We start from the raw sequence: 25,032 nt of genomic DNA on the forward strand, positions 1-25,032 counted from the left end.
CCTTAGAACCAGGGAATTAAATAAATGCCTTCAGCCAGTCTTCAACGTTTTGCGTGCTGATATTATTTCTCGCATTAAACGTTTCGCTCATTGGCCACCACATGCCGGCTCCACGTGCAAATGCGGTACGGTAGCGCAGCATTTGTTCATCCGGATCAGCGCGGAGCTCATCAAGCAGCGCAGGCAGGGTCAATACGCTTTTTCTAAACGTTTGTTCCGTCACGCGTTCTACCGTCGAAGCGAGCTGCCCGTAGGAGATCGTGTCGCCTGCAACAAACACCACTTCATTCTTGATTCGGGGCTGGTGCAAATAAATGGCGGTAGTCAGACGCCCAATATCTGCGGGTGAGGTGACCGTGACCCGAGTATCCCAGCTCCCGAGGGCGTTAATTGTTTTTTCGGCGAGGTTCACGACATTAAATGCCGGCTCAAAAAGAAAGCTGGTAAACATTCCGGTTGAAACAATGACCCATTCCGTTGCGTTTTGTGCGCGTAGCAGGCTTCTGACATCATACTGCTCATCCCACACCGGCTGTCCGCTTCCTTTACCCACCACATCGTAGTTAACGCCGAACTGCCAGGGAAAATAACGCTTCACCTCGGCGGCCAGCGCTGCCTTCGTGATCTTCACCTGTGTGCCAGGGCCAGCGACAAAGCCCATGCAGTTTATGATGGTGTCATACCTTTTGAATGTTTCTCGCAGCGACTCTGCCGCGGCGCCGGCCATATCAAGCGGAATAAATTTAGCCCCCGCAGCTGCGTGTTTTTGATGACCTGCAGAACGAAGGTGGCCCTGTGCATCCCATGATTCAGGAGAAACGATGACGGTGACCGAACCATGAAGCTGCGCCACCGCAGGTACCAGCGCGCTTAGTATGGCATCGCCAAGTTGTCCCGCTCCTAGCACCAATACGTTTTCTGGAGAAGTGAGTTTACGATCTTGCATTTTGATTCCTCAGCCTATAAAGCAGCGAATTTACTGCGATGAGGGCAAGTTTACTGGCGCTAAGGTCATTCGATAAGTATACGAATACAGGTTAAACTGTTAGCGAAAATGGGATAGTCGCTTCTCAGGCTGCGGGTGAAATGATGGATAAGCTGGATTCAATGCAGGTATATGTCCACGTGGTGGATACGCACAGTTTCGCGAGGGCGGCGGAAGTTCTGGGCCTGCCGCGATCGACCGTGTCTCGCGTCATAAAGGAGATGGAAACCTATCTCGGGCTTCAGCTTTTACAGCGAACCACGCGCAAGCTGAGCGTCACGGCCGACGGACGCAGATACTACGAAGAGTGCAAAAGGATCCTGGCAGATATTGCTACGGTTGAATCTTCTTTTCCCGGCCGGGCTGGCCAGCCGCGAGGGCGCTTTAAGGTGGGTATGCCTCAGTCCCTTGCGAGGTCCAGCTTTATTCCCAGGGTGGATGAATTTTTGCAGCTGTATCCCGAGCTGGAGATGATCCTTTGCTCAAGCGACAATATTGAGGATCTGGTGCAGGAAGGGTATGACTGCGCGATCCGAGCGGGAAGAGTCGAGGATTCGACGACCCTGGTTGCCCGCCCGCTCGCAAACTTCAAATGGGCAGTGATGGCCTCGCCGAAATATATCGAGGCGCATGGCAGGCCTGAATCGCTGGACGATCTGGAGAACCACCGGGCGGTTGGGTTCCTGAATCATCGAACCGGGCGTACCACGGAGTGGCTATTTACCCTGGATGGCGAAGAGAGGGCGGTGCGTATGCAAGAAACCTTCGTCGTTGATGATACTGATGCCTATATACAGGCCGGTATTGAGGGGATTGGATTAATTAGGGTAGCGAGCTATCTGGTTGCTCCCTATCTAAAAAATGAAACGCTGGTTGCCTGCCTGAATGATCTCTCCTTCGATTTACCGCTGTCTTTGATCTACCCGCAGAACAGGTATCTTCCCCCAGCGGTGCGCTCGTTCTATGAATGGAGCAAATCGGTTCTTAATACGCCGGGCAATAGTTAAACTGCCCGGGTAGCGCCGGAGGAAGATTAGCCTTTCCAGGGCGACTGACGAATGATGCGACAGAAATCGAACGGCGCAAAGGCGGGGTCTTTGTCTTTCAGGACATCCCCCTTCACGTTGCCAAACGTCGTTTCAGGGCGGTGTTTGATACCGTCATAGAAGGCCTGAATAATCTCCTCCTTGAAGTTGTCAGGGCGCGGATGCTGGCTAACGACGGCCATTCTCTCCTCATCGCCGAACGTATCGTAGCCTATTCCCAAAACGTCCATTTCCACCCCTGCGGTGACAAGCGCAATTTCCGGGGCCATAAACTCCGGGATGCCCGGCGTGGTGTGCAGGGCGATAGCGGTCCACACTTTATCCATATCCTCCTGCTTCACCGCATAGCTTTGCATAAACTCGCGGGCCGCATTTGCGCCATCCACCTCGAAACGTTTGTCACAGCTGCAGTGCTCATGCGTTAAACCAATATCGTGGAACATGCATCCCACGTATAAAAGCTCATGATCGACTTTTGCGTCACGCCTGCGGGCCGCCAGGGCCGCCCAGTAGTAGACTCTGCTGGAGTGGTTGAAGAGTAAATCCGATTCGGTATCACGGATGAATGCCGTGGCGTCACGGGCCATCTGCGTGTCGGGTATACGGATACCCTGTACGGTAAACTGCATGATTAATCTCCTTTGGAACGTTTCGCCACCATTCTAAGCAATCGCGCTTATGTCTATAATGGTCATTTTCATGCAATTTAGGACATCCGGTTTAATTCGGACCTGGAGAGAAAGAATAGTGCACAATATTGTCATTTTGGCCGTTCCAGGAGTACAGCTGCTCGACGTCGCGGGGCCGCTGGATGCCTTCGCTGAGGTAAACCGCATTCTCCGTCGGCAAATATACCATTCGGTCGTCATATCGATTGATGGGGAGACTATTCACGCGTCTTCCGGGGTTACCCTCAGCGCGAACGGCTCTCTTTCTGACTATGCCGTCAACGGGCCGACGTCGTTTCTTATCGCCGGATCGCCGGATATGGCCGATCGCGAGCTCTCTGAAAAACAGAGTCAGGCAATAACGGCGCTTTGCCGGCTCAGCCGTCGGTACGGTTCAGTGTGTACCGGCGCGCTATTGTTGGCGCAAACCGGGTTAATCAACCACCGTCAGGTCACCACCCACTGGTCCGTCGCCGGGGAGCTTGCCAGACGTCATCCGGAAATTCAGGTTAATGCCGATGCCCTGTACGTTGCTGATGGCCCGGTGAGAACGGCCGCCGGAGTCACTTCGGGTATGGATCTGGCGCTGAGATTTATTGAAGAAGACGTGGGGCGCGAAATCGCGTTAGATGTCGCGGCGAACCTGGTGATGTTTTTTCGCCGTCCCGGCGGACAGGGTCATTTCACGCGCAAGCAGCAGGTGTCGACCACCGGGCGGGCAGCTCTGCAGGATTTACAGCGCTGGGTGCTGACGAATCTGGATACAACGGCTACCGTCGCGGAGATGGCAAATCATATCAACCTCAGCGTTCGCCATCTGAACAGGGTGTTTCAACAGGAAATGGGCGTGAGTACGGGAGAGTGGCTGGAGCAGGCGAGAATATCCCGCGCCAGGGAGCTGCTTAGCGAACGGCAACCGATCAAGTCAGTCGCCGTAATGTGTGGATACAGCAGCAGCGACGTCATGCGCAGGGCGTTTATCAAAGTGACGGGAATGAGCCCGGCGATGTACCAAAAAATTTATGCCGCCGGCAAATAAAAACGTGTCCGGGATGCGCCAGCGCCTTTTGCGCGCATTCGCACGATCGTAAAAGCGGTCAGCGAAGCACGGGCGCTCGCTTTCTAGCGTAAATGCCTGCGCTTCCACTCATCGACAGCGTCACCCAAATTTTTGGGGATATCGTTACGGATCCAGGCCATGAATTCACGGTTAAATCGAAAGTCCTTCCCACACTCCGCGAGCATAAAGCGACGAACGTTTTGCGTGTTTTTATAGTCTTTATCAATAACGGTAGTACGTGTGAGTAATGCGCTATGCCAGTCAATTTTCAATTTTTCCGCTCCCGCGATGAAGCATCGATACAACGCCGCTCGACAACTTAGCCTGACCCGATGAAATGTTGAAAGGGCGACGAACGGCCTCAGCCAGAGCCGGAATCGTTCGTCACATCTCTACAACGAGGGATTTTATCTTTTCCGCCTTTTCAAAATGATCCAGCTTCATCTCCATAATCCACCAGCGCGCAACCTCCATCAGCAGTTCGGGATCGTCATTTTTATTGGCAAAAAAGGCATAGAACGAAAGCCCTACGCTACTTCAGGGATGACTTTGCCAAGCGCCTTCGCGGCACCGCTGGAGTAAGGCACAATCGACAGCGCGGCGGCGCGGGCGCCACGAAGGTCTTTTTCCGGCTGGTCGTGCAGTGCCTGGCTGTTGGTGTAGGCGTGGGTGGTGTTCATCAGACCATGCTTAATACCGAAATGCTGGTGCAGAACCTGCGCGGCAGGTGCCAGACCGTTGGTTGTGCAGCTACCGTTGCTCACCACGTAGTGTTTATCCGGAGAGTAGAGGCCATCGTTAACGCCCATCACGATGGTTAAATCATCGTTTTTACCGGGGGCGGAGATAATCACTCGTTTTGCGCCACCGCTGTGGATATGTACCGCCGCCTTGTCCCGGTCGGTGAATAGGCCGGTTGCTTCAATGACGATATCGACTTCGCTCTGACGCCACGGGATGTTGGCCGGGTCGCGTGCGCTGAACACGGTAATGGATTTACCGTCAACCACAAGCTGCCCCTCACCAGCGGTGACGTCGGCGTCGAGTTTACCGAGCAGCGAGTCGTATTTCAGCAGATGCGCCAGGGTTTTACTGTCTGTCAGATCGTTGATTGCCACAATCTGAATATCCGGGTTACCCAGTGCAGCACGCAGTACGTTACGTCCGATACGGCCAAAACCGTTAATACCGACCTTTACCATGATCAACTCCTTATCTGTTGTCTCTGAAGCTAATGTAGGCCGGTCACCAGTTGGCGTAAATGACAAAAAAGGATCACTTTACGCCATTTTACGACAGTGAAAGCGCTGGCGATATTCACCAGGCGTGATGTGAAGCTGTTTTTCAAACAGCCGTCGCAGGTTAATGCTGCTGCCAAATCCCGTTTGTTCGGCGATACGATCCAGCGTCTCGTTGGTCTGCTCCAGACGCTGCCGGGCAGCGGCCAGACGGGCTTCGGCGACGTAGCGCGCCGGCGAAGCGCCGGTTTCCCGGGTAAACACGCGGGTGAAATTACGTGGGCTCATGGCGACTTTTTCCGCCAGTTTATCCACACTGAGGTGGGCGGTAAGGTTCTCGAGCAACCAGGCCTGCAGATCGCTAATGGGGCCCAGGGTGCTGGTCTGCTGCAGGTTGTAGCGGCTAAACTGCAGCTGGCCCCCGGGACGGCGCAGGAACATGACGAAGTCCTGGGCGATGTCGCGCGCCAGATTGAAGCCGTAGTCCTCTTCAACCAGCGCCAGCGTCAGGTCAAAGCCGGAACTGACCCCGCCTGAGGTCCAGATGCGTTCGTCCTGAACGTACAGCGGACCGCCTTCGACGCGCACCTGAGGAAATTCTGCCTGCATGGTTTCCAGCAGCTTCCAGTGGGTGGTGGCTCGTCTGCCGTCCAGCAGCCCGGTTTGCGCCAGCAGCATCGCACCGCCGCAAATGGATGCAATGCGGCGGGCATGGGGAGCGGCAAGGCGCAGCCAGTCAACCACTGCAATCCCTTCCTGCGGGTTTTGACCTCTGCCGGTGATAATGATGGTATCGAGTGGCTCGCGTGGGTCTATTTCATGCAGGCGATGATCTGCCAGTAGATTTAAGCCGGACTGACCATGAATCACCTGATGCGGCTGGGTTGTCGCTAACTGAACCTGGTAACAGATATCCATAGCGCCTTCCGGGTGCAGGCGGTTGGCCTGCATCAGAATGTCGGCAATACCGGCGGATTCAAACAGCATGCCGCCGTCGGGGACAATGATGAGTATTTTCTTCATGTCCTGAAAAGTAATCTTTTTACAGAGTAAGTCAACAGAAGATACGCAGACGGAAAAAGTCTTATCCCTGCCGTAGCGACAGTACCGTTTCTGGCTGATGGTTTGATGTGGAGTTGCCTGCCAATGTCCGTCATTTGTTTAGCGCATCCGCCAGCGCTGCTCTGATGCTCAGGCTAAATAACGCAACGCTGAATTTTTCGTGATGAGTGTAACGCTATGATCGTGAAGCAAAAAGCAGAACGCCCCTTGATGCATAAGCAGCAAGGGGCGTTTAAGGGTGGGGATTATCGCCGTTCATCAGTCATCCCATTTGTGGCTTAGATACGCGGCAAGAAAACCAAAGAACAGGATTGTTCCCAGTACTGCCATAAATACATGCATATTTCCCAGCATGATTAACCTCCATAAAGTTTCGATTTGCGCTAAGTTGTCCTTATTGAACAGGGTGTACGGTTGTTGAGCATAGAGTAGCCGGCGAAACTTCAACCGGATGTTAACAAAAGGTATTATTTACGATCTAAATAAATAGCCCGCGCCAGCGGCGGGCGGGCGAAGAGGGGGATCAGAGGGCGCGTTCAGGTATGAAAAGATAGGCTTCCCGCGACCAGAAAAGGCCGGTACGGCGCCTTTCCACGGACATCGTTTTCACTTCCCAGCCTTGCATGGTGTACTCATTCAGGAAACGGCTCATTTTATCGGGGTCCGCTTTTGCCTCACCGAAAAACATACTTCCCAGTATCCCTTCCTTATAAAGAACCACGCGACACTCTTTTTTCATCGGGGCAAGCTCTTTGCGCTAGCTATATAAAGTGAAGCCATTGTGCTCTGTCGCTACGGTTTTACAACCGCGGGGGGAGAAAACTTCTTGCGGTACTGCAGCGGGCTGAGGGCAAACTGCTGGCGAAAATGATGGCGCAGGGCGCCGGCATTGGCGAAGCCGCAAAGCTCGGCGATCTTCTCCACGCTAAGACGGGTATCGACGAGATGCTGCGTGGCGCGCTGCAAACGTTCATCCAGCAGCCAGCGCGCGGGGGTTTTGCCGGTTGCCGCCTCAAAGCGGCGTAAAAAGGTGCGCGGGCTCATGCCGACGCGCTGCGCCAGCGAGGCGACGCTATGGCTGACCGCCAGCTGCTGATGCAGGAAGTCGAACAGCAGGCCCAGGCGCTGGCTTTCCCGCGCTTTCGCCACCGGGCGGACAACCTGCTGGGCCTGGGCGCCGTCGCGGTGCGGCGAGATAACCAGCCGGCGGGCAACCGTATTCGCCGCATCAATGCCGTAGTCTTCGCGCACCAGATGCAAACATAGATCGATGCCCGCGGCGCTGCCTGCCGATGTCATCACGTTCTCGTCGCCCACGTACAGCACATCGTCGATGACCTCCACCTGCGGGTAGCGCTGGCGCAGCTGGTCGGTATAGCGCCAGTGGGTTGTCGCCCGGCGGCCGTTAAGCAGGCCGGCGGCGGCGAGCACGAACACGCCGGAACAAATCGAGATGATGCGGCAGCCGCGGGCGCGGGCGGCAACCAGCGCCGCGCAGAGCTCTGCGGGAACCGGGGCATCAATCCCGCGCCAGCCGGGTACCACAATGGTCTGCGCCGTGTTGAGTAAATCCATGCCGCCATCGGCCACCAGCCGTATACCGCCGGTCGCGCGAAGCTCGCCGCTGTCGACGGCCGCTACCGCAAACTGATACCAGCCGGCGCCCATTTCCGGGCGCGGCAGGCCGAAGACCTCTACCGCCACGCCAAATTCAAAGGTACAGAGGCCATCGTAGGCCAGCGCAACCACCCGATGGCGTGACAACGTCACGGCGGAGATTGGCATGATTTCAGCGTTTTCTGTCATGGTTGCCAGCGGATAACAAAGAGAAGGTGTCATTAAATTAGTGGTATCACAGACAAGGAGAATACGCCATGAGTGTTGTTACCGAATTTACCCCTGCCGCACCCGCCGAAGCCGCCGCCTGGTTCCGCAAAAAGCTGGGTCTTGAAACCGATTGTGCTGACGTCTACCGGGCGATGAGCGAAGGCGAAGCCGATTTTGTCCTGCTGCACGTCGTCGGCAGCGCGGAAGCTTTTGCCCGCCGCCATCTTCCCGGCGCGCTGCATATCCCGCATCGACAAATTGATGCCGCCAGAATGAGCGAATGGCCGGCGGAGACGCTGTTCGTGGTTTACTGCGCCGGCCCGCACTGTAACGGCGCGGACGTCGCGGCGCTGCGGCTGGCGCTGCTGGGGAGGCCGGTGAAGCTGATGATCGGCGGCCTGACCGGCTGGCAGGACGAAGGGCTGCCTTTCGCGGATTGAGGCGAGCGGCGGTCAGCCTGCGCAGATAAAGCTGACCGCTGGATGAAATTATTTCATCAGCCATGAAATTTTCTCGTTTGCCGATCGCCATATCGCGTGCCACTATTTGGACATATAGCCATCCAGAAGTCTATAAATTCAAATAATGAACTATCACGGTGGGCAACTAAACCGGCCCGCCGCTAAGGAGACACCATGCAACGTTCACAGGCCCCGTTCCGCGCTGATATCGTCGGCAGCTTCTTACGTCCGAATGCGATCAAGCTGGCGCGCCAGCAGTTTGCCGAAGGCGCCATTGATAGCGGGCAGCTGCGGCGGGTGGAAGATGAAGCGATTCGCCAGCTGGTACAGCAGCAGTGTGACTGCGGCCTGCACGTGGTGACCGACGGGGAGTTTCGTCGCGCGTGGTGGCACTTTGATTTCTTTGACGGCCTGCAGGGCGTCGAGCGCTACGATTCGGATCACGGCATCCAGTTCAACGGCGTGCAGACCAGGGCGCACGGTATCCGGGTGACCGGTAAGCTGGGGTTTGGCGAACATCCGATGCTGGAAGACTTTCGTTTTCTGCAAAGCATCAGCGGCGACGCGCAGCCAAAAATGACCATTCCCAGCCCGAGCGTGCTGCATTTCCGCGGCGGGCGTAAAGATATTGATTCCACCGTCTATCCGGACCTCGCCGACTATTTTGCGGACCTGGCGACCACCTGGCGCGATGCGATTCGCGCGTTTTATGACGCGGGCTGCCGCTATCTGCAGCTGGATGATACCGTCTGGGCCTACCTGTGCTCCGACGAACAGCGCCAGCAGGTACGCGACCGTGGGGAGGACCCGGACGAGCTGGCGCGGATCTATGCCAGGGTGCTGAATCAGGCCCTGGAAGGCAAGCCGGATGATTTAACCATCGGCCTGCACGTCTGCCGCGGCAACTTCCGCTCCACCTGGATCTCCGAAGGCGGCTACGAGCCGGTAGCGGAAGTGCTGTTTGGCAGCGTGAATGTCGACGCGTTCTTCCTTGAGTACGATAACGACCGCTCCGGCGACTTTGCGCCGCTGCGCTTTATCCGCCCGGGCCATCAGCAGGTAGTGCTGGGGCTGATTACCACCAAAAATGGCGAGCTGGAAAATCCCGAAGGGGTTAAGGCGCGGCTGGCGGAGGCGGCGCAGTACGTTTCGCTGCAGCAGATTTGCCTCAGCCCGCAGTGCGGCTTTGCCTCGACCGAGGAAGGAAATGCGCTGACCGAGTCGCAGCAGTGGGATAAAGTCCGCCTCGTCACCGGGGTGGCCGCTCAGGTCTGGTAATCTCTCTTCTTAGCGCAGCGTTGCACTATTTTGAGGCAACGCTGCGCCTCCAGTTTTACGCTCCCGCCGCGCGCCGCGCCTTCAGGTTGTTCAGCAACCTGGCATCTTTTTTGCCTTATCACTTCCGGTTAGTCGTTAATTCATTTTTTGTTTTTGCGATATTCAGGAGTGAACATGCAGCGTCGAACACTATTAAAAGCTTTTGCACTCTCCGCCTCTGTCATCAGCATGGGCTACACGTTTCCGGCTTTCGCCGCCGACACCATTAAGGTCGGCATTATGCATTCGCTCTCCGGGACGATGGCCATTTCCGAAACGCCGCTAAAAGACGTCGCGCTGATGGCGATCGACGATATTAACGCCAAAGGCGGCGTGCTGGGCAAAAAGCTCGAACCGGTGGTGGTGGACCCGGCCTCGAACTGGCCGCTGTTTGCGGAAAAAGCCCGCCAGCTGCTGACTCAGGACAAGGTTGCGGCGGTCTTTGGCTGCTGGACCTCTGTGTCGCGTAAATCGGTTCTGCCGGTCTTCGAAGAGCTCAACGGGCTGCTGTTCTACCCGGTACAGTACGAGGGCGAAGAGATGTCGCCGAACGTCTTCTATACCGGCGCGGCGCCAAACCAGCAGGCTATCCCGGCGGTGGAATACCTGTTAAGCGAGGACGGCGGCGGCGCGAAGCGTTTCTTCCTGCTCGGGACGGACTACGTCTATCCGCGCACCACCAACAAGATCCTGCGCGCCTTCCTGCACGACAAAGGGATTCAGGATAAGGACATCGAAGAGGTCTACACCCCGTTCGGCTACAGCGATTACCAGACGATTGTCGCCAATATTAAGAAATTCTCTGCCGGCGGAAAAACCGCGGTGGTCTCAACCATCAACGGTGACTCCAACGTTCCGTTCTATAAGGAGCTGGCGAATCAGGGACTGAAGGCCACCGATGTCCCGGTCGTCGCGTTCTCGGTAGGGGAAGAGGAGCTGCGCGGCATCGATACCAAACCGCTGGTCGGCAACCTCGCGGCGTGGAACTACTTTGAGTCGGTCGATAACCCGACCAATAAGCAGTTCGTGGCCGACTACCGCGCCTATGCCAAGGCCCATAAGCTGCCGAACGCCGATACCGTCGTCACCAACGATCCGATGGAAGCCACCTGGGTCGGGCTGCATATGTGGGCTCAGGCGGTGACCAAGGCCGGCACGACCGATGTTGATAAGGTTCGCGCGGCGATGGCCGGGCAAACGTTTAAAGCGCCGTCCGGCTTTACCTTGACCATGGATGCTACCAACCATCATCTGCATAAGCCGGTGATGATCGGTGAAATCGAAGGCAACGGTCAGTTCAACGTCGTCTGGCAGACCGACGATGCGGTTCGCGCCCAGCCGTGGAGCCCGTGGATCGCCGGTAACGATAAGAAGCCCGACCATCCGGTAAAAACCGTCAGCAACTAAACGTCACTTAGCGTCACCTTCCCGGGCTACGGCCCGGGCGGGTGGAACGTGCATTAACGAGCGTACGGGTGACCCGGAACGCCACAAGGAGAGCAATCATGAAGGCGCTGCGCATCATGGGTTACTACTTCGCGCTGCTGGTGATGATTTTACCGTGGCGCGCGCAGGCGGCGGACGCGGATGATTTCGTGACGGCAAATCGCAGCCAGCAGGCGCGACTGCTCGAGCAGTGGGCCGCCGCTCCGCAGGCCCAGCGTCTGCCGCTGCTGCGCGCCTTAGCGGCGGAAACGCTGCAGGTTGATAGCAGCGGCCACGCCTTCAGCAACCAGCAGGCGCTGGGCGCGGCGGCGGAACCTTCAGGCACCCCCAAACCGGTGCGGCTCACCAACCGCCTGCGCAACCTGGCCGCCGGCGCGCTGGCCACGCACCTGCTGGTGAGTGACAGTGTCACTGAAAGAGCGGCGGCGGTGAAGATCCTCCAGCGGGAAGCTACCCCCGAAATGAGCGGTCTGCTGCAACAGCGTCTGGCGGCAGAAATGGATGATGGCATCAAGACGCAGCTGGAGATGGCGCTTGCTCGCCTTCAGCTGAGCAGCGCAGACGGCGAACAGCGGCTGGCGGCCGTTGAGCGGCTGGGGCGCTCCTCCGACCCTGAAACTCAGGCGCTGCTGATGCCGTTTACCGATGCGCAGCATGAACCTGATGTTCGCGTACGCAGCGCGGCGGCCGGGAGCCTGAGCCAGATCAAACAGCGGCTGCTGCTCGGCGAAATCCTCGGCCAGGCCTTTATGGGGCTGTCGCTCGGTTCGGTACTGCTGCTGGCGGCGCTGGGGCTGGCGATCACCTACGGGCTGCTGGGGGTCATCAATATGGCCCACGGCGAAATGTTGATGATAGGGGCCTACAGCTGCTGGCTGGTGCAGCAGGCTTTGTCCCAGTTCGCCCCGCAGTGGCTGGCGCTCTATCCGCTGATTGCGCTGCCGGTGGCCTTTCTGGTCACCGCCGGGATCGGCATGGCGCTGGAGCGTACCATTATTCGCCATCTCTACGGACGCCCGCTGGAAACGCTGCTGGCGACCTGGGGGATCAGCCTGATGCTCATCCAGCTGACGCGCATGCTGTTTGGCGCGCAAAACGTCGAGGTGGCGAACCCGGCGTGGCTATCCGGCGGCATGCAGGTACTGCCCAACCTGATCCTGCCGTGGAACCGGCTGGCGGTCCTAGGCTTTGTGATCCTCGTCCTGTTCTTTACCTGGCTGATCCTGAATAAAACCCGTCTGGGCATGAACGTGCGGGCGGTCACGCAGAATCGGGCAATGGCCGCCTGCTGCGGCGTGCCGACCGGCCGAGTGGATATGCTGGCGTTTGGCCTCGGCTCCGGGATCGCGGGCTTAGGCGGCGTCGCGCTGTCGCAGCTCGGCAACGTCGGGCCGGAGCTCGGTCAGGGCTATATCATCGACTCGTTTCTGGTGGTGGTGCTGGGCGGCGTCGGTCAGCTGGCGGGAAGCGTGGTGGCGGCATTTGGCCTCGGGATCTTTAACAAAATCCTCGAACCGCAGCTGGGGGCGGTGCTGGGCAAAATTCTGATCCTGGTGCTGATTATTTTGTTTATCCAGAAACGCCCGCAGGGGCTGTTCGCGTTAAAAGGCAGGGTGATTGACTGATGAGCCAACCGATGACCTTACGACTTGCGCGCAAAGCGCCCCGGCCTCTGCAGTGGCTTGGGCTGCTGGTGCTAATCGCGCTGCTGAGCATGCCGTTTCTGGCGCTGCTGCCTCAGTCACACCCGCTGGCGGTGCCTACGTGGCTGCTGACCCTGACCGGTAAGATCCTCTGCTACGCCGTTGTCGCGGTGGCCTTGGATCTGGTGTGGGGCTATGCCGGCATGTTGTCGCTGGGCCACGGCATCTTCTTTGCGCTGGGCGGCTATGCGATGGGCATGTATCTGATGCGCCAGGCGGCCGGCGACGGTCTGCCGGCGTTTATGTCATTCCTGTCGTGGACCGAGCTGCCGTGGTTCTGGTGGGGAACCCAGCACTTTGCCTGGGCGATGCTGCTGGTGGTGCTGGTTCCCGGGCTGCTGGCGCTGGTTTTCGGCTGGTTTGCCTTTCGCTCCAAAATCAAAGGGGTCTACTTTTCGATAATGACCCAGGCGCTGACCTACGCCGGAATGCTGCTCTTTTTCCGCAACGAGACCGGCTTCGGCGGCAACAACGGTTTTACCGGTTTCACCACGCTGCTCGGCTTTTCCGTCACCGCCACCGGCACCCGTGCGGCGCTGTTTATGGCGACGGTACTGCTGCTGCTGTTAACGCTGTGGATAGGCTTTCGCCTCGCCACCAGCAAGTTCGGCCGCATTCTGACCGCGGTGCGCGACGCCGAAAACCGGCTGATGTTCTGCGGCTACGATCCGCGCAGCTTTAAGCTGCTGGTGTGGACGCTCTCGGCCGTGTTGTGCGGGCTGGCGGGGGCGCTGTACGTCCCGCAGGTGGGGATTATTAACCCTGGCGAAATGTCGCCGACCAACTCGATTGAGGCCGCTATCTGGGTGGCGCTCGGCGGCCGCGGAACCTTAGTCGGCCCGGTGCTGGGCGCGGGGCTGGTCAACGGCGCGAAAAGCTACTTCACGATGGCGATCCCGGAGTACTGGCAGCTGTTTCTTGGACTGATTTTTATCATCGTCACCCTCTTTTTACCGCGTGGGGTGATTGGCCTGCTGCGTAAAGGAGATCGCTGATGCAACCGGATGAAGGCCTGTTTACCCGCCAGCAGCCGACGGATCGTTTTCGTGAGCAAACCGATCCGGTGCTACAGCTGGAAAAGATTAACGTCAATTTTGACGGCTTCCAGGCGCTGACCGACCTCTCGCTGCAGATTGGCGTTGGCGAACTGCGCTGTATTATCGGGCCCAACGGCGCCGGGAAAACCACCCTGATGGACGTGATTACCGGCAAAACCCGGCCGCAGAGCGGCAGGGCGCTGTACGATCAGTCCATCGACCTGATGTCCCTTGACCCGATCGCCATTGCCCGTCAGGGGATTGGGCGCAAGTTTCAAAAGCCGACGGTCTTTGAAGCGCTGACGGTGGCTGAAAATCTTGAGCTGGCGCTGAAAAGCGATAAATCGGTCTGGGCCAGCCTGCGCGCGCGGCTGAGCGGGGAGCAGGAGGATCGCATCAGCGAGACCCTGCGCCTGCTGCGTCTGGACGCCGAACGCGGCCGGCAGGCGGGGCTGCTGTCGCATGGACAGAAGCAGTTCCTTGAGATCGGCATGCTGCTGGTGCAGGAGCCGCATCTGCTGCTGCTGGATGAGCCCGCCGCTGGTATGACCGACGCCGAAACCGAATACACCGCCGAGCTGTTCCGCACCCTCGCCGGGGAGCATTCGCTGATGGTGGTCGAGCATGATATGGGATTTGTTGAAACGATTGCCGACCGGGTGACCGTTTTGCATCAGGGACAGGTGCTGGCGGAAGGCTCGCTGCGCGAGGTGCAGGCCAACGAACAGGTGATTGAAGTTTATCTTGGACGCTAAGGAGCGCCGATGCTGCAGGTTAACCAGTTACATCAATACTATGGCGGCAGCCATATTCTGCGCGGCGTTGATTTTGCTGCCCGACCGGGGGAGATTACCTGCCTGCTGGGGCGCAACGGCGTAGGTAAAACCACGCTGCTGAAGTGCCTGATGGGGCTGGTCCCGGCGCGCAGCGGCGAAGTGATATGGCAGGATAAGACCATCACGGCGCGCAAACCCCATCAGCGCGTACAGGCGGGGATCGCCTATGTCCCGCAGGGGCGGGAGATTTTTCCGCGCCTCACCGTTGAAGAGAACCTGCTGATGGGCCTTTCGCGCTTTGCCGCCCGCGACGCCCGGCAGGTTCCGGAGGAGATCTATCAGCTGTTTCCGGTGTTAAAAACGATGAAGCAGCGGCGCGGGGGCGATCTCTCCGGCGGTCAGCAGCAGCAGCTGGCGATTGGTCGGGCGCTTGCCAGCCGGCCGCAGCTGCTGATCCTCGACGAGCCGACGGAAGGTATTCAGCCCTCGGTGATTAAGGAAATCGGCGAAGTCATCCGCCAGCTGGCGAACCGTGGCGATATGGCGATCCTGCTGGTCGAGCAGTTCTATGATTTTGCCGCAGCTCTTGCCGACCACTACCTGGTGATGTCGCGAGGAGTGATTATTCAGCAAGGAAAGGGCGCGGATATGGAAGCCGAGGGCGTGCGCGGAATGGTGGCTATCTAAGCCGCAATAGCCGTTAAGCGCGGCGCCGGGCGTCGCGCTTAACGGAGTCTACTTACGCAACAATCGCTGCAGCCGCGCCTGGCGCCAGCTGCGGGTCAATCCGCCGAAGACAAACAGCCGTGCCGCTCTCACCAGCAGCAGCGCGCCCCAGATAGCGGCTACCCATGCGGACCAGTAGTTTTCGGGGCTGGTGACCCGGTTTAGCACCGCCAGCAGAACGCAAACCACCACCGCCACCGACAGCGAGCGGAAGAAGCGGCTCTCCTGATGGACCCGCTCTTTGGCTTCCTCAATACGTAAATCAAGGGATTCTTCGTGCCCGACGGGGGCGTCGCCGCTCAGTTCGGCTACGTTAACCTCAAACACGGCGGCGAGGGCGCTGAGCGTTTCCAGGCCCGGCCGATCGCCGTTTTCGATGCGCTGAATGGTGCGCACGCTGACGCCGGCCAGTTCGGCCAGCTGCTCCTGAGACCATGCGCGCTGCAGACGTAACTGTTTAACCTGATTAATGCTGTTCATCATATCTATCTCCGGGTGAAACCTGAGATGCAGCGTGATGCTTTCCGCCGTCGGCCGCCACGATCTCCTGCCGACAGTAACCCGACACCGACCCGACAGCCGCATGACGGCAGGCTTCAGGCGCTGGCGACCGGATAACCTTTTTGCCGGGGAGGATTGTTCATGCCGCGGAAAATCATCAGCCATGCGGCGATAATCGCCACCATCAGCACCACAAACAGCGACCAGTGCGGCATGTGGGTCAGGATCGCCCCGGTGATCATCGGGTTAAACGCGGCGCCAAGCCAGCCTAACGACTGGGCGGAAAAATAGCTGGCCTTCATGCCCGCCGGCGCAATGTTGTCGATCAGCATATATTCCCCGGGAGCATAAATAATTTCCCCCAGGGTAAAGACCGCCGCCGACACGCCCCACAGCAGCAGGCTGCTGCCGGAAAGAATAAACCCGCCCAGCCCGATGACAAAGCATAGCGTGCCAAAGGTCATCAGCGGGCGGATATTGCGCGCGTTCAGCCTGCGCCCGACGGCGTACTGCAGCGCCACCACCACGGCGGCGTTAACCGGTAAAACCACCGCCACCACTTTTTCAGCAAAGTCGCTATCGGCGACCACCAGTACATACTGGGAAATACAGGAGGCGAAAGAGCCGCCGACAAACGACGCCAGCAGCCCGGAGAGCGTAAACCACATTAGTGCCCGGTCGCGCAGCAGAACCGAGGGCGACCACTGGCTGCCAGTATCCGCAGCGATAGCCGCCGATGTCCGCTGGACGAAGAGCTGGATAAACACCAGCGGAAACGCGGCGCAGGCCGCGGCCAGCCAGAACGGCAGGTTAATGCTGTGCATCACCAGCAGGGTGCCAAGCGGGGGGCCAACGGTCCAGCCGATATTGAGGAAGGTATAGTTGAGCGAGAAGATCCGCGCCTTTTTTTCCGGCGACAGAACGTCGGCAAACCACGCCTTTAGCACGGTGGAGAAGACGGAATAGGCGCAGTTGATCAGAGCGAAGAAAAAGACCACCAGAGAGACGCTGTTCACCAGCGGTATCGCTACAAAGCCGCAGATAAAGGCCGTCACGGCAATCAGCATATAGCGCTTTTTATCGAACTTATCGGCCAGAATGCCGAACCCCATGCTGAACACCACGCCGACCGTCAGGGCGATAGACATGGCATAGCCGATTTTATCTACCTCCAGCTGATACTGGCGGGTAAGAAAGATGGTCATAAAAGGAAGCGTCGCGCCGCGGCCGATGGTGAGCAGCAGCGATGAGGCCAGCAGCGCTATCGTTGAGCGCCTGAGGGTCGGTATCATTTTTTCCTTGCCTGATAAATGTTATTTTTTGTGGTGCTATTCACAAATAACATGGTCTTTCAGGCTTGTATAGCATTCCCCTATGTCGGAAGGGGCATTACGACCCTGCTAAAAATAATGATCTATCCGGATGACGATTTTTTCGTTACTTTGATTTCATTGATAAAAATTAGCGTAGTAACCGAGGCGGGGTATGACACGTAAAGACGGGCTGCTGGCACTGCTGGTGGTGGTCGTTTGGGGGCTTAATTTTGTGGTTATTAAGCTCGGGCTTCACAATATGCCGCCGCTGATGCTGGCGGGGCTGCGTTTTTTACTGGTCGCCTTCCCGGCGCTGCTGTTTGTGGCGCGGCCAAAAATTCCCCTGCGCCTGCTGCTGGGCTACGGCCTGACGATCAGCTTTGGGCAGTTCGCCTTTCTGTTCTGCGCCATCGGCCTCGGCATGCCCGCCGGGCTGGCTTCGCTGGTGCTGCAGGCGCAGGCGTTCTTCACCATCATCCTCGGGGTGTTTACCTTTGGCGAACGTCTGCAGGGCAAGCAGCTGGCCGGCATCGCGCTGGCGATTTTCGGCGTGCTGGTGCTGATAGAGGCGAGCCTCGGCCCGCAGCATGTGCCGGTGGTTGGGTTTATGCTGACCCTCGCGGCGGCGCTGAGCTGGGCCTGCGGGAATATCTTCAATAAAAAAATCATGTCCCGGCAGGAGAAGCCGCAGATCATGTCGCTGGTGGTGTGGAGCGCGCTGATCCCGGTGCTGCCGTTTATGCTGGCCTCATACCTGCTCGACGGCCCGCAAAAAATGGTCGCCAGCCTGTTGCAGATCGATCTGCTGACCGTGCTTTCGCTGCTCTATCTGGCGTTTATCGCCACGATTGTCGGCTACGGGATTTGGGGGTCGCTGCTCGGGCGCTATGAGACCTGGCGGGTGGCGCCGCTCTCGCTGCTGGTGCCGGTGGTCGGGATGGCCAGCGCCGCGCTGCTGCTTGGCGAAACCTTGAGCGGACTGCAGCTCGTCGGGGCGGTGCTGATTATGGCCGGGCTGTATATTAACGTGTTTGGCCTGCGGCGCATTCGCGTCGGCGCGGCGCGGGGATAAAAAAAAGCCCCGAATATCGGGGCTAAAAAACCGGAGTCGTGCGGTTAGTTGTAGTAGGGCACGCCTAGCTCATCTGACTTGTCGCTACCGGCAGCCATATGATTGAAATCAAACGGCGAATCGTTATGTTCGGAAGGCATTATCATCGCATCGCGGTGGTTATGACGAACCGGAGTAGTGGTTTGCTCCGCATAGCTCTGACCAGAGGTCAGCGCTACCAGCACAAGGGCGGCGGAAGCGAATAGTTTCATGATTTCCTCAATACGTCTTTTTGCAGGCGATTAACAACAGTTGTTCAGTGGCATCAGATAGCGGGATTCACCCGGCATATTTGTCATGCGATATTTATGCGGCGGAACGTCGAAATAGTTTTTAAAGGTTCGGGTCAGCGTTTGCTGTGATTCAAAACCGTAGCGCTCCGCCAGATAGAGGATCGGCTCGTTGCTCTGCTTGAGCTTCTGCGCGATCTCGGTCAGCTTGCGGCTGCGGATGTACTGGCCTAAGGAGTGACCGGTCTCTTTCTTGAACATTCTTTGCAGGTGCCATTTAGAGTAACCTGAGCGCTCAGACACTTTTTCCAGCGACAGCGGCGATTCCAGGTTATCTTCAATCCACGACAAAATACTATGGATAGTGATGGCGTCGTTATTGCGTCTGGACATCATCTTACCTCTTCTTATTACGGCAGGACTTTCTTGAGTAAATACTCAAGGGTGACCACTTCATCCGCCGACAGATTTTTTGTTAACTCCTGGTGCAATTTCTGACCCACAACCTGATGACATTGCTCACATAGCGCCGCGCCGTCTGGCGTTAGCTGCACCAGCACGCCGCGTTTGTCAGTGGGGTTGGGTAACCGTTCAATCCAGCCTTTACAGACCAGGCGATCGAGCATGCGCGTCATTGCGCCTGGGTCGACCGAGAGCACGGTTTTCAGCTCAACGGGGGTAATGCATACTTCGCAACGAATGGAACAGAGCACCCGGAACTGGGTGGAAGTGATATCCATCGGTGAGAGGTACTCGTTGAGCAGGCGATCTTTTTTCTGGTTAACCATCTGGATCAAGCGACCGAGGGGGATCATTTCGTTAAACAGGTCACTTGTGCTTTTCACAATGGTTGCCCAGGCAATTATTTAATTGCTGTGGATATTATTGCCCAGGCAACAATAAGTCAACCTGATGGATTCGGCGATGACACGATTTGCTAAAGCACGCCCGCGCAGGCGCTGCGAGGAAAATATCAGCGCTGGTATGATACCGACGACCAACGTTATACTCAGAGAGTAAAATTTTTAATTGTTTAATATTAACAGGGGCTTAATTAATCATGATGGAACTTTTTAAAGCGATAAGTCTGGGGCTGGTGGTGATTTTGCCGCTGGCAAACCCGCTCACGACCGTCGCATTGTTCCTCGGGCTGGCGGGCAACATGAACAACGCCGAGCGTAACCGACAATCGCTGATGGCCTCGGTATATGTCTTTATCATTCTGGCGGTGGCGTGGTATGCCGGCCAGGTGGTGATGAATACCTTCGGTATCTCAATCCCCGGTCTGCGTATCGCCGGCGGGCTGATCGTGGCCTTTATTGGTTTCCGGATGCTGTTTCCGCAGCAGAAGGCGCATGACTCCGTGGAAGCCAAAATGAAATCGGAAGAGCTGCAGGACGAACCGACGGCCAATATCGCCTTTGTCCCGCTGGCTATGCCGAGTACCGCCGGGCCGGGTACCATCGCGATGATCATCAGTACGGCGTCGACGGTGAAACACGGCGTTGAGTTTCCGGAATGGGTGGTGCTGGCGGCGCCGCCGATCACCTTTGCGCTGGTGGCGCTGATTCTGTGGGTCAGCCTGCGCAGCTCCGGGGCGATTATGCGCATGGTCGGGAAGGGCGGCATCGAGGCGATCTCCCGCCTGATGGGCTTCCTGCTGGTGTGCATGGGTGTGCAGTTTATTATTAACGGGGTGCTGGAGATCATTACCACCTATCATGTCTGACCGGTGAATGGATAAAAAAAGCCGGGCAGCGTCGCGCTGCCCGGCTTTTTTATGGTGGCTATCAGGAGTGGTGAGGCCGCTCTTCCAGCGACACCGGCCAGCGGCGGAAGATCATCACCGACCAGACCAGCGCCACCAGCGCCGGAATGGCTCCGACGTAGCCGATGGAGGCCATTGACATATGGGTGCTCACCTGGCTGCCGACCAGCGCGCCGGCGCCGATGCCAATATTAAAGATCCCCGAGAACAGCGACATGGCCACGTCGGTAGCATCCGGCGCCAGCGCCAGTACCTTAACCTGCATTCCCAGGCCGATTATCATAATCGCCACGCCCCAGAAGATGCTCAGCAGCATCAGGTGGTTGGCATTTTGCGATGCCGGCAGCAGCAGCAGCAGACAGGCCAGCAGCAGGCCAATCGCGACATTAATCAGGCCCGAAGCGTGCTGATTGCCCAGTTTACCGAACAGCACGCTGCCGATAATCCCCGCGCCGCCGAGCACCAGCAGCAGCACGGTGGCGAAATTACCGCTCAGACCGGCCACCGTCTGCACAAACGGTTCGATGTAGCTATAGGCGGTGTAGTGCGCCGTCACCACGATAGCGGTCAGCAGATAGATGCTGAGCAGCGCCGGGCGGCGAAACAGCAGCGGCAGGCTTTTCAGCGAACCGGAGTGCTCGCTGGGCAGCTTCGGCAGCAGCTTGTAGAGACACACCAGCGTCACCAGCGCGCCGAGGCCGATGACCAGGAAGGTCGTGCGCCAGCCGAAATACTGGCCAACGATGCGGCCGATTGGAATACCGAAGACCATAGCCAGCGCGGTGCCGGTAGCAATCAGGCTCAGCGCCTGGGCGCGTTTTCCCGCTGGCGCCATGCGGATCGCCAGCGCCGAGGTAATGGACCAGAACACCGCGTGCGCAAAGGCGATACCGATACGGCTGATCACCAGCACGTTAAAGCTCCACGCAAAAAACGACAGCACGTGGCTGGCGATAAACAGAATAAACAGGCCAATCAGCAGGCGGCGGCGCTCCATCTGGCTGGTGAGCAGCATAAACGGCAGCGACATCAGGGCCACGACCCACGCGTAAATAGTCAGCATTATGCCGACCTGCGCGGTTTCCATGCCGAAGCTGTCGGCAATATCTGACAGCAGGCCGACCGGCGCGAATTCAGTGGTATTAAAGATAAAAGCGGCGATCGCCAGCGTGACTACCCGAAGCCACGCGACCTTGCGTGAAACCGTGTTTGTAATCATAGGTTCTGAACTGAGTGCTTAGAAGAAGAAGAGAAGGCGATCTTAAAACGATTGCTGCTGAAAATACAATCATTTTGTGATCTGCGTCTCATTATGCCGTCGCGGAAATAAAATGGCTAACAGATTAATTTTTATATAGATCGTGTGCATATCCCGCTTTTATGTCATGTTGAGGATAAGTAAAAAAAAAGGACTACGACAATGCAAAAAATTGATTTTTATCTGGTGGATGCTTTCAGCGATCGTAACTTTGGCGGCAACGCCGCGGCGGTATGCCCGTTAACCGAGTGGCTGCCGGACGAGACGCTGCTGAAAATGGCCCAGCAGCACAATCAGTCGGAGACCGCCTTTTTCGTGCGCACCGATGAAGGCTATGAGCTGCGCTGGTTCACGACGCAGTATGAGATAAACCTCTGCGGCCACGCCACCCTGGCGGCCTCGCACGTTATTTTTGAATATCTTGACTATCCCTCTACCACCATCGTTTTCAGCACCCGTTTTGTCAGCGAGCTGCGGGTTACGCGCAACGGCGACTGGCTGACCCTGGACTTTCCGGCGTGGTCAGCGGAGGAAGTCGCCGCGCCGCCCGCCGAGCTGTTTGCCGGGCTGGGAATCAGCCACGCGGTGGACGTGCGGGTTGGGCGCGACTACCTGGTGGTGCTGGCCGATCGCCAGCAGGTCGAAGCCGTCCGTCCGGATATGCACCAGCTCCAGCGGCTTGGCAAAATGGTCTGTATCAGCGCGGCGGATGAGGAATATGACTTTGTCAGCCGTTTCTTCTGTCCTGGCGAAGGGGTTGCCGAAGATCCGGTCACCGGCTCTGCTCACAGCATGCTGATCCCTTACTGGGGCGAAAGGCTTGGCAAAACGCAGATGCAGGCGCGTCAGGTATCGGCTCGCGGTGGCGATCTGCGCTGCCAGTGGCAGGGGGAGAGGGTGCTGATCGGCGGTCAGGCGATAATCTATCTGACTGGCACCATCACCCTACGCTAAGGAAAATCGTGAAAGAGGCTGCAATGTCTCCTGGCGGCAGGCTCTTTCTGCGCTGAGTGGCGTCGCGGGGGCCGCTCGCGACGCCTGTGGCGCCAGGCCATATCTTATTCGAGGCGGGCGATATTGGCTTTTATCACCGCCACTGAATGACGGAACTTCTCACTTTCCTCCGGCGCTAGCTGCAATTCTATAATCTGCTGCACGCCGTTTTGCGCCAGCACGGCCGGTACGCCGACCGCTGCGCCGCGAATACCGTACTCGCCATCGAGAATGCAGGAGATGGCCAGCGCGCGGTGGCTACCGGTAAAGATATTGCGGCAAATCTCGGCGATGGTTCCGGCGACGCCATATTCGGTGCAGCCTTTACCGGCATAGATCTCAAACCCGAGTTTGCGAACCCGGTCGGCGATTTGCTGACGGTCCAGCGCCTTACCGGTATGTTTTTGGTAAACCTCGGCAATCGGCGAGCCGTACACCGACGAGTGGGACCACACCGGAAACTGGGTATCGCCATGTTCGCCGAGAATAAAAGCATCGATACTCTGGGCGCCAATATCCAGCGCCTGCGCCAGCAGGCGGCGCAGGCGGGTGGTATCCAGCCAGACGCCGGTACCAATCACCTGGCCGCGCGGCAAGCCGGAAAGCTGCCACACCTGCCAGGTAATAATATCGCAGGGGTTGGTGGCAATCAGGAAGATACCGTTGAAACCGTTGTCCATCATCCGCGGGACAATGCTGCGGACGATTTTCGCCGTACGGGCCAGCTCGTCCAGGCGACTTTCGCCCTCTTTCAGCGCGCCGCCGGAGACGGTGATCACCGCGATATCCACATCGGCGCAGTCGCTTGCATCGCGTACTGAAATGGCCATCATTCCCGGCATATAGGCGGCGGCGTCGCTAAGGTCCTGAGCGTGCGCCTGGGCCCGCGTTTTATCGAGATCGACGAGGATCAGCTCTTCGCAGATATTCTGGTTTAATAATGCATAGGCCGCCGAGGTGCCGACGTTGCCTGCGCCGATGATCATCACCTTGCGCGCTTTGCTATTCATGGTCCGCTCCTGATATCAACCGTCATGGCATAAAATTACTGCGGCTCAATTGGTTAGCGCAAGAGGATGCCGGAGGTATAAGTTAATGCTATGAGAAACGGCTGTACGCGTTGCGCTACAGTGGCTCAAAAAAAGGAGCTCGCCTATGTACACCATCGCCCCGACCTCGTTGTCCCATCCCGATCTCACCGCCCTTATTGCCCAACTGGACGCTTTCCAGGAGTCGCTCTATCCGGCGGAGAGTAACCACCTCGTTGACCTGAGCCAGCTAAAGGCGGAGTCGGTTATCGTGCTGCTTATCCGGGATGAAAACCAGCAGGCGGTGGGCTGCGGAGCTATCGTCCTCGGCGACGATGGCTTTGGCGAAATGAAGCGGGTGTTTATCGACCCCAGCCATCGCGGACAGATGCTGGGTGAAAAGCTGCTGCAGGCGCTGGAAGAAGAGGCCCGCCGGCGCGATTGCCACACCGTGCGTCTTGAGACCGGCATCTATCAGCAGGCCGCCGTCAGGCTCTATACCCGCAGCGGCTATCAAACGCGCAGCGCTTTTGCTCCCTATCAGCCCGATCCGCTGAGCCTGTTTATGGAGAAACTGCTCGTTGCCGATCTTCGTTCAGCAGCGCTATAAACGCCTCCAGCTGGCGGGTTTTCGCCCCGCGGCGCCACACCAGCCAGGTAGTTAGCCAGCGCCACTCTTCGGCAAGCGGCCACGCGGAAACCTGCTGATGGCCGGGCATACTCTCCAGCATGCTGCGCGGGATCAGCGCCAGCCCGGCCCCGGCAATCACGCACGCCAGCATGCCATGATAGGACTCCATCTCATGGATCCGCCCGGGCGTGGCGCGATCGGCGTGAAACCAGCTTTCAAAATGCCGTCGGTAGGAGCAGTTGGCGCGAAACGCGTAGACGTTGACGCCGTTCACCTCGCTGGCGCGGGTAATGGGGGCATGACCCACGGGCGCGACGATCATCATCTCCTCCGGGAATACCGGCAGGCCTTCAAGGCCGGGGTGCACCAGCGGGCCGTCGATAAATGCCGCGCTCAGGGTGCCTTCGAGCACGCCGTCAATCATATTGCCGGAAGGGCCGGTCGAGAGCGCCAGATGGATTTTCGGATAGCGCTGGTTATAGAGCGCCAGCGCCGAGGGGATCCTTACCGCGGCGGTGCTCTCCAGCGACCCTAGCGAAAACAGCCCCTGCGGCTCATCGCCGGCAACCACCATTCTCGCCTCGTCGACCAGCGCCAGGATCTGCTGGCTGTAGCGCAGAAAGCTATGGCCGGCAGGAGAAAGGCGCAGGCGCTGGTTCTCGCGGATAAACAGCTCAACGCCGAGGTCGGCCTCCAGCTGGCGAATGCGGGTGGTGAGGTTAGAAGGGACGCGATGCACCTTCTGAGCGGCCTGGGTAATGCTGCCCGTCGCGGCGACGGCGTTAAACATCTCAAGCTGGGTCAGGTCCATAGTCTTCTTCTTTTGTGAACAGGTTGCTTAATATTA

The 25,032-nt window shown here is 57.9% G+C and carries 28 protein-coding genes and 2 pseudogenes; 13 read left to right on the plus strand and 17 right to left on the minus strand.

Annotation, left to right across the window (positions count from 1 at the left end; all coding sequences use genetic code 11):
• Nucleotides 1-16: 16 nt before the first annotated feature.
• On the minus strand, nt 17-946 hold the full coding sequence (locus tag QFI97_RS14620) for an aromatic alcohol reductase (protein WP_331850408.1): 930 nt from the start codon (nt 944-946) through the stop codon (nt 17-19).
• Nucleotides 947-1,089: 143 nt separating this feature from the next.
• On the opposite strand from QFI97_RS14620, the gene QFI97_RS14625 reads away from it, so the two are divergent.
• Entirely contained in the window at nt 1,090-1,992 is a 903-nt protein-coding gene (locus tag QFI97_RS14625) for a LysR family transcriptional regulator (RefSeq protein ID WP_331834351.1), read from the plus strand.
• Between the two features lie 26 nt (nt 1,993-2,018).
• Here the strand turns inward: QFI97_RS14625 and QFI97_RS14630 are convergent, their stop codons facing one another.
• Nucleotides 2,019-2,660, minus strand: a complete 642-nt coding sequence (locus QFI97_RS14630) for an HD domain-containing protein (protein WP_331834258.1) — start codon at nt 2,658-2,660, stop codon at nt 2,019-2,021.
• Nucleotides 2,661-2,778: 118 nt separating this feature from the next.
• On the opposite strand from QFI97_RS14630, the gene QFI97_RS14635 reads away from it, so the two are divergent.
• Nucleotides 2,779-3,738 carry a GlxA family transcriptional regulator gene (locus tag QFI97_RS14635; RefSeq protein WP_346431447.1) on the plus strand — a complete coding sequence of 320 codons (960 nt, stop codon included), beginning with the start codon at nt 2,779-2,781 and terminating at the stop codon, nt 3,736-3,738.
• 83 nt (nt 3,739-3,821) lie between these two features.
• On the opposite strand, the gene QFI97_RS14640 is transcribed toward QFI97_RS14635, so the two are convergent.
• The 7 genes and pseudogenes from QFI97_RS14640 to ftrA all read right to left on the minus strand — a co-directional run bounded on the left by QFI97_RS14640 (nt 3,822) and on the right by ftrA (nt 7,865).
• The gene (locus QFI97_RS14640; protein ID WP_095103355.1) at nt 3,822-4,031 is read right to left on the minus strand and encodes a DUF6434 domain-containing protein; all 210 of its coding nucleotides are present in this window, start codon (nt 4,029-4,031) and stop codon (nt 3,822-3,824) included.
• Nucleotides 4,032-4,143: 112 nt separating this feature from the next.
• Nucleotides 4,144-4,296: pseudogene (locus tag QFI97_RS14645) on the minus strand (DUF6500 family protein); the annotation flags it as partial.
• A pseudogene (locus QFI97_RS14650) lies at nt 4,293-4,961 on the minus strand (type I glyceraldehyde-3-phosphate dehydrogenase); the annotation flags it as partial. The pseudogenes QFI97_RS14645 and QFI97_RS14650, both read right to left, overlap by 4 nt.
• 78 nt (nt 4,962-5,039) lie before the next feature.
• Nucleotides 5,040-6,020, minus strand: coding sequence for a GlxA family transcriptional regulator (locus QFI97_RS14655; RefSeq protein ID WP_346431448.1), 981 nt, complete (start codon nt 6,018-6,020; stop codon nt 5,040-5,042).
• Nucleotides 6,021-6,317: 297 nt separating this feature from the next.
• Nucleotides 6,318-6,413: a protein MgtS gene (gene mgtS / locus QFI97_RS14660; protein ID WP_004102377.1), complete on the minus strand. Its 96-nt coding sequence runs from the start codon at nt 6,411-6,413 to the stop codon at nt 6,318-6,320.
• A 169-nt stretch (nt 6,414-6,582) separates the two neighbouring features.
• On the minus strand, nt 6,583-6,798 hold the full coding sequence (locus QFI97_RS14665) for a DUF4177 domain-containing protein (protein WP_346431449.1): 216 nt from the start codon (nt 6,796-6,798) through the stop codon (nt 6,583-6,585).
• Between the two features lie 53 nt (nt 6,799-6,851).
• The gene (gene ftrA / locus QFI97_RS14670) at nt 6,852-7,865 is read right to left on the minus strand and encodes a transcriptional regulator FtrA (RefSeq protein ID WP_438943433.1); all 1,014 of its coding nucleotides are present in this window, start codon (nt 7,863-7,865) and stop codon (nt 6,852-6,854) included.
• 68 nt (nt 7,866-7,933) lie between these two features.
• Here ftrA and QFI97_RS14675 point away from each other — a divergent pair, with 68 nt between their 5' ends.
• The 7 genes from QFI97_RS14675 to urtE all read left to right on the plus strand — a co-directional run bounded on the left by QFI97_RS14675 (nt 7,934) and on the right by urtE (nt 15,313).
• Nucleotides 7,934-8,326 carry a rhodanese-like domain-containing protein gene (locus QFI97_RS14675; protein ID WP_095103367.1) on the plus strand — a complete coding sequence of 131 codons (393 nt, stop codon included), beginning with the start codon at nt 7,934-7,936 and terminating at the stop codon, nt 8,324-8,326.
• Nucleotides 8,327-8,521: 195 nt separating this feature from the next.
• The gene (locus tag QFI97_RS14680) at nt 8,522-9,625 is read left to right on the plus strand and encodes a cobalamin-independent methionine synthase II family protein (RefSeq protein ID WP_346431450.1); all 1,104 of its coding nucleotides are present in this window, start codon (nt 8,522-8,524) and stop codon (nt 9,623-9,625) included.
• A gap of 174 nt (nt 9,626-9,799) precedes the next feature.
• Nucleotides 9,800-11,071: an urea ABC transporter substrate-binding protein gene (gene urtA, locus QFI97_RS14685; protein WP_346431451.1), complete on the plus strand. Its 1,272-nt coding sequence runs from the start codon at nt 9,800-9,802 to the stop codon at nt 11,069-11,071.
• A 98-nt stretch (nt 11,072-11,169) separates the two neighbouring features.
• Entirely contained in the window at nt 11,170-12,735 is a 1,566-nt protein-coding gene (urtB, locus tag QFI97_RS14690) for an urea ABC transporter permease subunit UrtB (RefSeq protein WP_346431452.1), read from the plus strand.
• Complete coding sequence (gene urtC, locus QFI97_RS14695) at nt 12,735-13,808, plus strand: urea ABC transporter permease subunit UrtC (RefSeq protein WP_346431453.1); 1,074 nt, start codon at nt 12,735-12,737, stop codon at nt 13,806-13,808. Before urtB ends, urtC begins: the two co-directional genes overlap by 1 nt.
• Nucleotides 13,808-14,605: an urea ABC transporter ATP-binding protein UrtD gene (gene urtD, locus QFI97_RS14700; RefSeq protein WP_346431454.1), complete on the plus strand. Its 798-nt coding sequence runs from the start codon at nt 13,808-13,810 to the stop codon at nt 14,603-14,605. The genes urtC and urtD overlap by 1 nt, the downstream gene beginning before the upstream one ends.
• 9 nt (nt 14,606-14,614) lie before the next feature.
• Nucleotides 14,615-15,313 carry an urea ABC transporter ATP-binding subunit UrtE gene (gene urtE, locus QFI97_RS14705; protein WP_346431455.1) on the plus strand — a complete coding sequence of 233 codons (699 nt, stop codon included), beginning with the start codon at nt 14,615-14,617 and terminating at the stop codon, nt 15,311-15,313.
• Between the two features lie 48 nt (nt 15,314-15,361).
• Here urtE and QFI97_RS14710 read toward each other — a convergent pair whose 3' ends face one another.
• Both QFI97_RS14710 and ydeE read right to left on the minus strand, forming a co-directional pair.
• Complete coding sequence (locus tag QFI97_RS14710) at nt 15,362-15,832, minus strand: helix-turn-helix domain-containing protein (RefSeq protein WP_346432090.1); 471 nt, start codon at nt 15,830-15,832, stop codon at nt 15,362-15,364.
• Between the two features lie 116 nt (nt 15,833-15,948).
• On the minus strand, nt 15,949-17,145 hold the full coding sequence (gene ydeE / locus QFI97_RS14715; protein WP_095103383.1) for an efflux MFS transporter YdeE: 1,197 nt from the start codon (nt 17,143-17,145) through the stop codon (nt 15,949-15,951).
• Nucleotides 17,146-17,338: 193 nt separating this feature from the next.
• On the opposite strand from ydeE, the gene eamA reads away from it, so the two are divergent.
• Nucleotides 17,339-18,238, plus strand: a complete 900-nt coding sequence (gene eamA, locus QFI97_RS14720; protein ID WP_095103386.1) for an O-acetylserine/cysteine exporter — start codon at nt 17,339-17,341, stop codon at nt 18,236-18,238.
• Between the two features lie 44 nt (nt 18,239-18,282).
• Here eamA and marB read toward each other — a convergent pair whose 3' ends face one another.
• Genes marB through marR form a run of 3 tightly spaced genes read right to left on the minus strand, consistent with a single transcriptional unit; the run spans nt 18,283 to nt 19,352 of the window.
• On the minus strand, nt 18,283-18,489 hold the full coding sequence (gene marB / locus QFI97_RS14725) for a multiple antibiotic resistance protein MarB (RefSeq protein WP_095103387.1): 207 nt from the start codon (nt 18,487-18,489) through the stop codon (nt 18,283-18,285).
• A 30-nt stretch (nt 18,490-18,519) separates the two neighbouring features.
• Nucleotides 18,520-18,900 (minus strand): MDR efflux pump AcrAB transcriptional activator MarA, encoded by a 381-nt coding sequence (gene marA / locus QFI97_RS14730; protein WP_004862191.1) that lies wholly within the window; start codon nt 18,898-18,900, stop codon nt 18,520-18,522.
• A gap of 17 nt (nt 18,901-18,917) precedes the next feature.
• Entirely contained in the window at nt 18,918-19,352 is a 435-nt protein-coding gene (gene marR / locus QFI97_RS14735; protein WP_041145638.1) for a multiple antibiotic resistance transcriptional regulator MarR, read from the minus strand.
• 215 nt (nt 19,353-19,567) lie between these two features.
• On the opposite strand from marR, the gene QFI97_RS14740 reads away from it, so the two are divergent.
• Nucleotides 19,568-20,236 (plus strand): MarC family NAAT transporter, encoded by a 669-nt coding sequence (locus tag QFI97_RS14740; RefSeq protein WP_095103389.1) that lies wholly within the window; start codon nt 19,568-19,570, stop codon nt 20,234-20,236.
• Nucleotides 20,237-20,297: 61 nt separating this feature from the next.
• Here the strand turns inward: QFI97_RS14740 and QFI97_RS14745 are convergent, their stop codons facing one another.
• A complete protein-coding gene (locus tag QFI97_RS14745; RefSeq protein WP_095103394.1) occupies nt 20,298-21,494 on the minus strand; it encodes a sugar transporter in 1,197 nt (398 codons plus the stop codon).
• A 201-nt stretch (nt 21,495-21,695) separates the two neighbouring features.
• On the opposite strand from QFI97_RS14745, the gene QFI97_RS14750 reads away from it, so the two are divergent.
• Nucleotides 21,696-22,487: a PhzF family phenazine biosynthesis protein gene (locus tag QFI97_RS14750; RefSeq protein WP_346431456.1), complete on the plus strand. Its 792-nt coding sequence runs from the start codon at nt 21,696-21,698 to the stop codon at nt 22,485-22,487.
• 104 nt (nt 22,488-22,591) lie between these two features.
• Here the strand turns inward: QFI97_RS14750 and QFI97_RS14755 are convergent, their stop codons facing one another.
• Nucleotides 22,592-23,536, minus strand: coding sequence for an L-lactate dehydrogenase (locus tag QFI97_RS14755; RefSeq protein ID WP_346431457.1), 945 nt, complete (start codon nt 23,534-23,536; stop codon nt 22,592-22,594).
• Nucleotides 23,537-23,681: 145 nt separating this feature from the next.
• Between QFI97_RS14755 and QFI97_RS14760 the strand changes: the two genes are divergently transcribed.
• The gene (locus tag QFI97_RS14760) at nt 23,682-24,164 is read left to right on the plus strand and encodes a GNAT family N-acetyltransferase (protein WP_095103405.1); all 483 of its coding nucleotides are present in this window, start codon (nt 23,682-23,684) and stop codon (nt 24,162-24,164) included.
• On the opposite strand, the gene ptrR is transcribed toward QFI97_RS14760, so the two are convergent.
• On the minus strand, nt 24,118-24,996 hold the full coding sequence (gene ptrR / locus QFI97_RS14765) for a putrescine utilization regulator PtrR (RefSeq protein WP_095103407.1): 879 nt from the start codon (nt 24,994-24,996) through the stop codon (nt 24,118-24,120). The genes QFI97_RS14760 and ptrR overlap by 47 nt on opposite strands.
• Nucleotides 24,997-25,032 lie beyond the last annotated feature (36 nt).

The organism is Klebsiella scottii (assembly GCF_036561945.1).
In the GTDB taxonomy this organism is placed as follows: Bacteria; Pseudomonadota; Gammaproteobacteria; order Enterobacterales; family Enterobacteriaceae; genus Klebsiella; species Klebsiella scottii.

What these genes read in the sequence shown, in the direction of transcription:
- QFI97_RS14620 (WP_331850408.1), bottom strand. Translation starts at nt 946, where the DNA reads ATGCAAGATCGTAAACTCACTTCTCCAGAAAACGTATTGGTGCTAGGA.
- QFI97_RS14625 (WP_331834351.1), top strand. Translation starts at nt 1,090, where the DNA reads ATGGATAAGCTGGATTCAATGCAGGTATATGTCCACGTGGTGGATACG.
- QFI97_RS14630 (WP_331834258.1), bottom strand. Translation starts at nt 2,660, where the DNA reads ATGCAGTTTACCGTACAGGGTATCCGTATACCCGACACGCAGATGGCC.
- QFI97_RS14655 (WP_346431448.1), bottom strand. Translation starts at nt 6,020, where the DNA reads ATGAAGAAAATACTCATCATTGTCCCCGACGGCGGCATGCTGTTTGAA.
- mgtS (WP_004102377.1), bottom strand. Translation starts at nt 6,413, where the DNA reads ATGCTGGGAAATATGCATGTATTTATGGCAGTACTGGGAACAATCCTG.
- QFI97_RS14665 (WP_346431449.1), bottom strand. Translation starts at nt 6,798, where the DNA reads ATGAAAAAAGAGTGTCGCGTGGTTCTTTATAAGGAAGGGATACTGGGA.
- ftrA (WP_438943433.1), bottom strand. Translation starts at nt 7,865, where the DNA reads ATGACAGAAAACGCTGAAATCATGCCAATCTCCGCCGTGACGTTGTCA.
- QFI97_RS14675 (WP_095103367.1), top strand. Translation starts at nt 7,934, where the DNA reads ATGAGTGTTGTTACCGAATTTACCCCTGCCGCACCCGCCGAAGCCGCC.
- QFI97_RS14680 (WP_346431450.1), top strand. Translation starts at nt 8,522, where the DNA reads ATGCAACGTTCACAGGCCCCGTTCCGCGCTGATATCGTCGGCAGCTTC.
- urtA (WP_346431451.1), top strand. Translation starts at nt 9,800, where the DNA reads ATGCAGCGTCGAACACTATTAAAAGCTTTTGCACTCTCCGCCTCTGTC.
- urtB (WP_346431452.1), top strand. Translation starts at nt 11,170, where the DNA reads ATGAAGGCGCTGCGCATCATGGGTTACTACTTCGCGCTGCTGGTGATG.
- urtC (WP_346431453.1), top strand. Translation starts at nt 12,735, where the DNA reads ATGAGCCAACCGATGACCTTACGACTTGCGCGCAAAGCGCCCCGGCCT.
- urtD (WP_346431454.1), top strand. Translation starts at nt 13,808, where the DNA reads ATGCAACCGGATGAAGGCCTGTTTACCCGCCAGCAGCCGACGGATCGT.
- urtE (WP_346431455.1), top strand. Translation starts at nt 14,615, where the DNA reads ATGCTGCAGGTTAACCAGTTACATCAATACTATGGCGGCAGCCATATT.
- QFI97_RS14710 (WP_346432090.1), bottom strand. Translation starts at nt 15,832, where the DNA reads ATGAACAGCATTAATCAGGTTAAACAGTTACGTCTGCAGCGCGCATGG.
- ydeE (WP_095103383.1), bottom strand. Translation starts at nt 17,145, where the DNA reads ATGATACCGACCCTCAGGCGCTCAACGATAGCGCTGCTGGCCTCATCG.
- eamA (WP_095103386.1), top strand. Translation starts at nt 17,339, where the DNA reads ATGACACGTAAAGACGGGCTGCTGGCACTGCTGGTGGTGGTCGTTTGG.
- marB (WP_095103387.1), bottom strand. Translation starts at nt 18,489, where the DNA reads ATGAAACTATTCGCTTCCGCCGCCCTTGTGCTGGTAGCGCTGACCTCT.
- marA (WP_004862191.1), bottom strand. Translation starts at nt 18,900, where the DNA reads ATGTCCAGACGCAATAACGACGCCATCACTATCCATAGTATTTTGTCG.
- QFI97_RS14740 (WP_095103389.1), top strand. Translation starts at nt 19,568, where the DNA reads ATGATGGAACTTTTTAAAGCGATAAGTCTGGGGCTGGTGGTGATTTTG.
- QFI97_RS14745 (WP_095103394.1), bottom strand. Translation starts at nt 21,494, where the DNA reads ATGATTACAAACACGGTTTCACGCAAGGTCGCGTGGCTTCGGGTAGTC.
- QFI97_RS14750 (WP_346431456.1), top strand. Translation starts at nt 21,696, where the DNA reads ATGCAAAAAATTGATTTTTATCTGGTGGATGCTTTCAGCGATCGTAAC.
- QFI97_RS14755 (WP_346431457.1), bottom strand. Translation starts at nt 23,536, where the DNA reads ATGAATAGCAAAGCGCGCAAGGTGATGATCATCGGCGCAGGCAACGTC.
- QFI97_RS14760 (WP_095103405.1), top strand. Translation starts at nt 23,682, where the DNA reads ATGTACACCATCGCCCCGACCTCGTTGTCCCATCCCGATCTCACCGCC.
- ptrR (WP_095103407.1), bottom strand. Translation starts at nt 24,996, where the DNA reads ATGGACCTGACCCAGCTTGAGATGTTTAACGCCGTCGCCGCGACGGGC.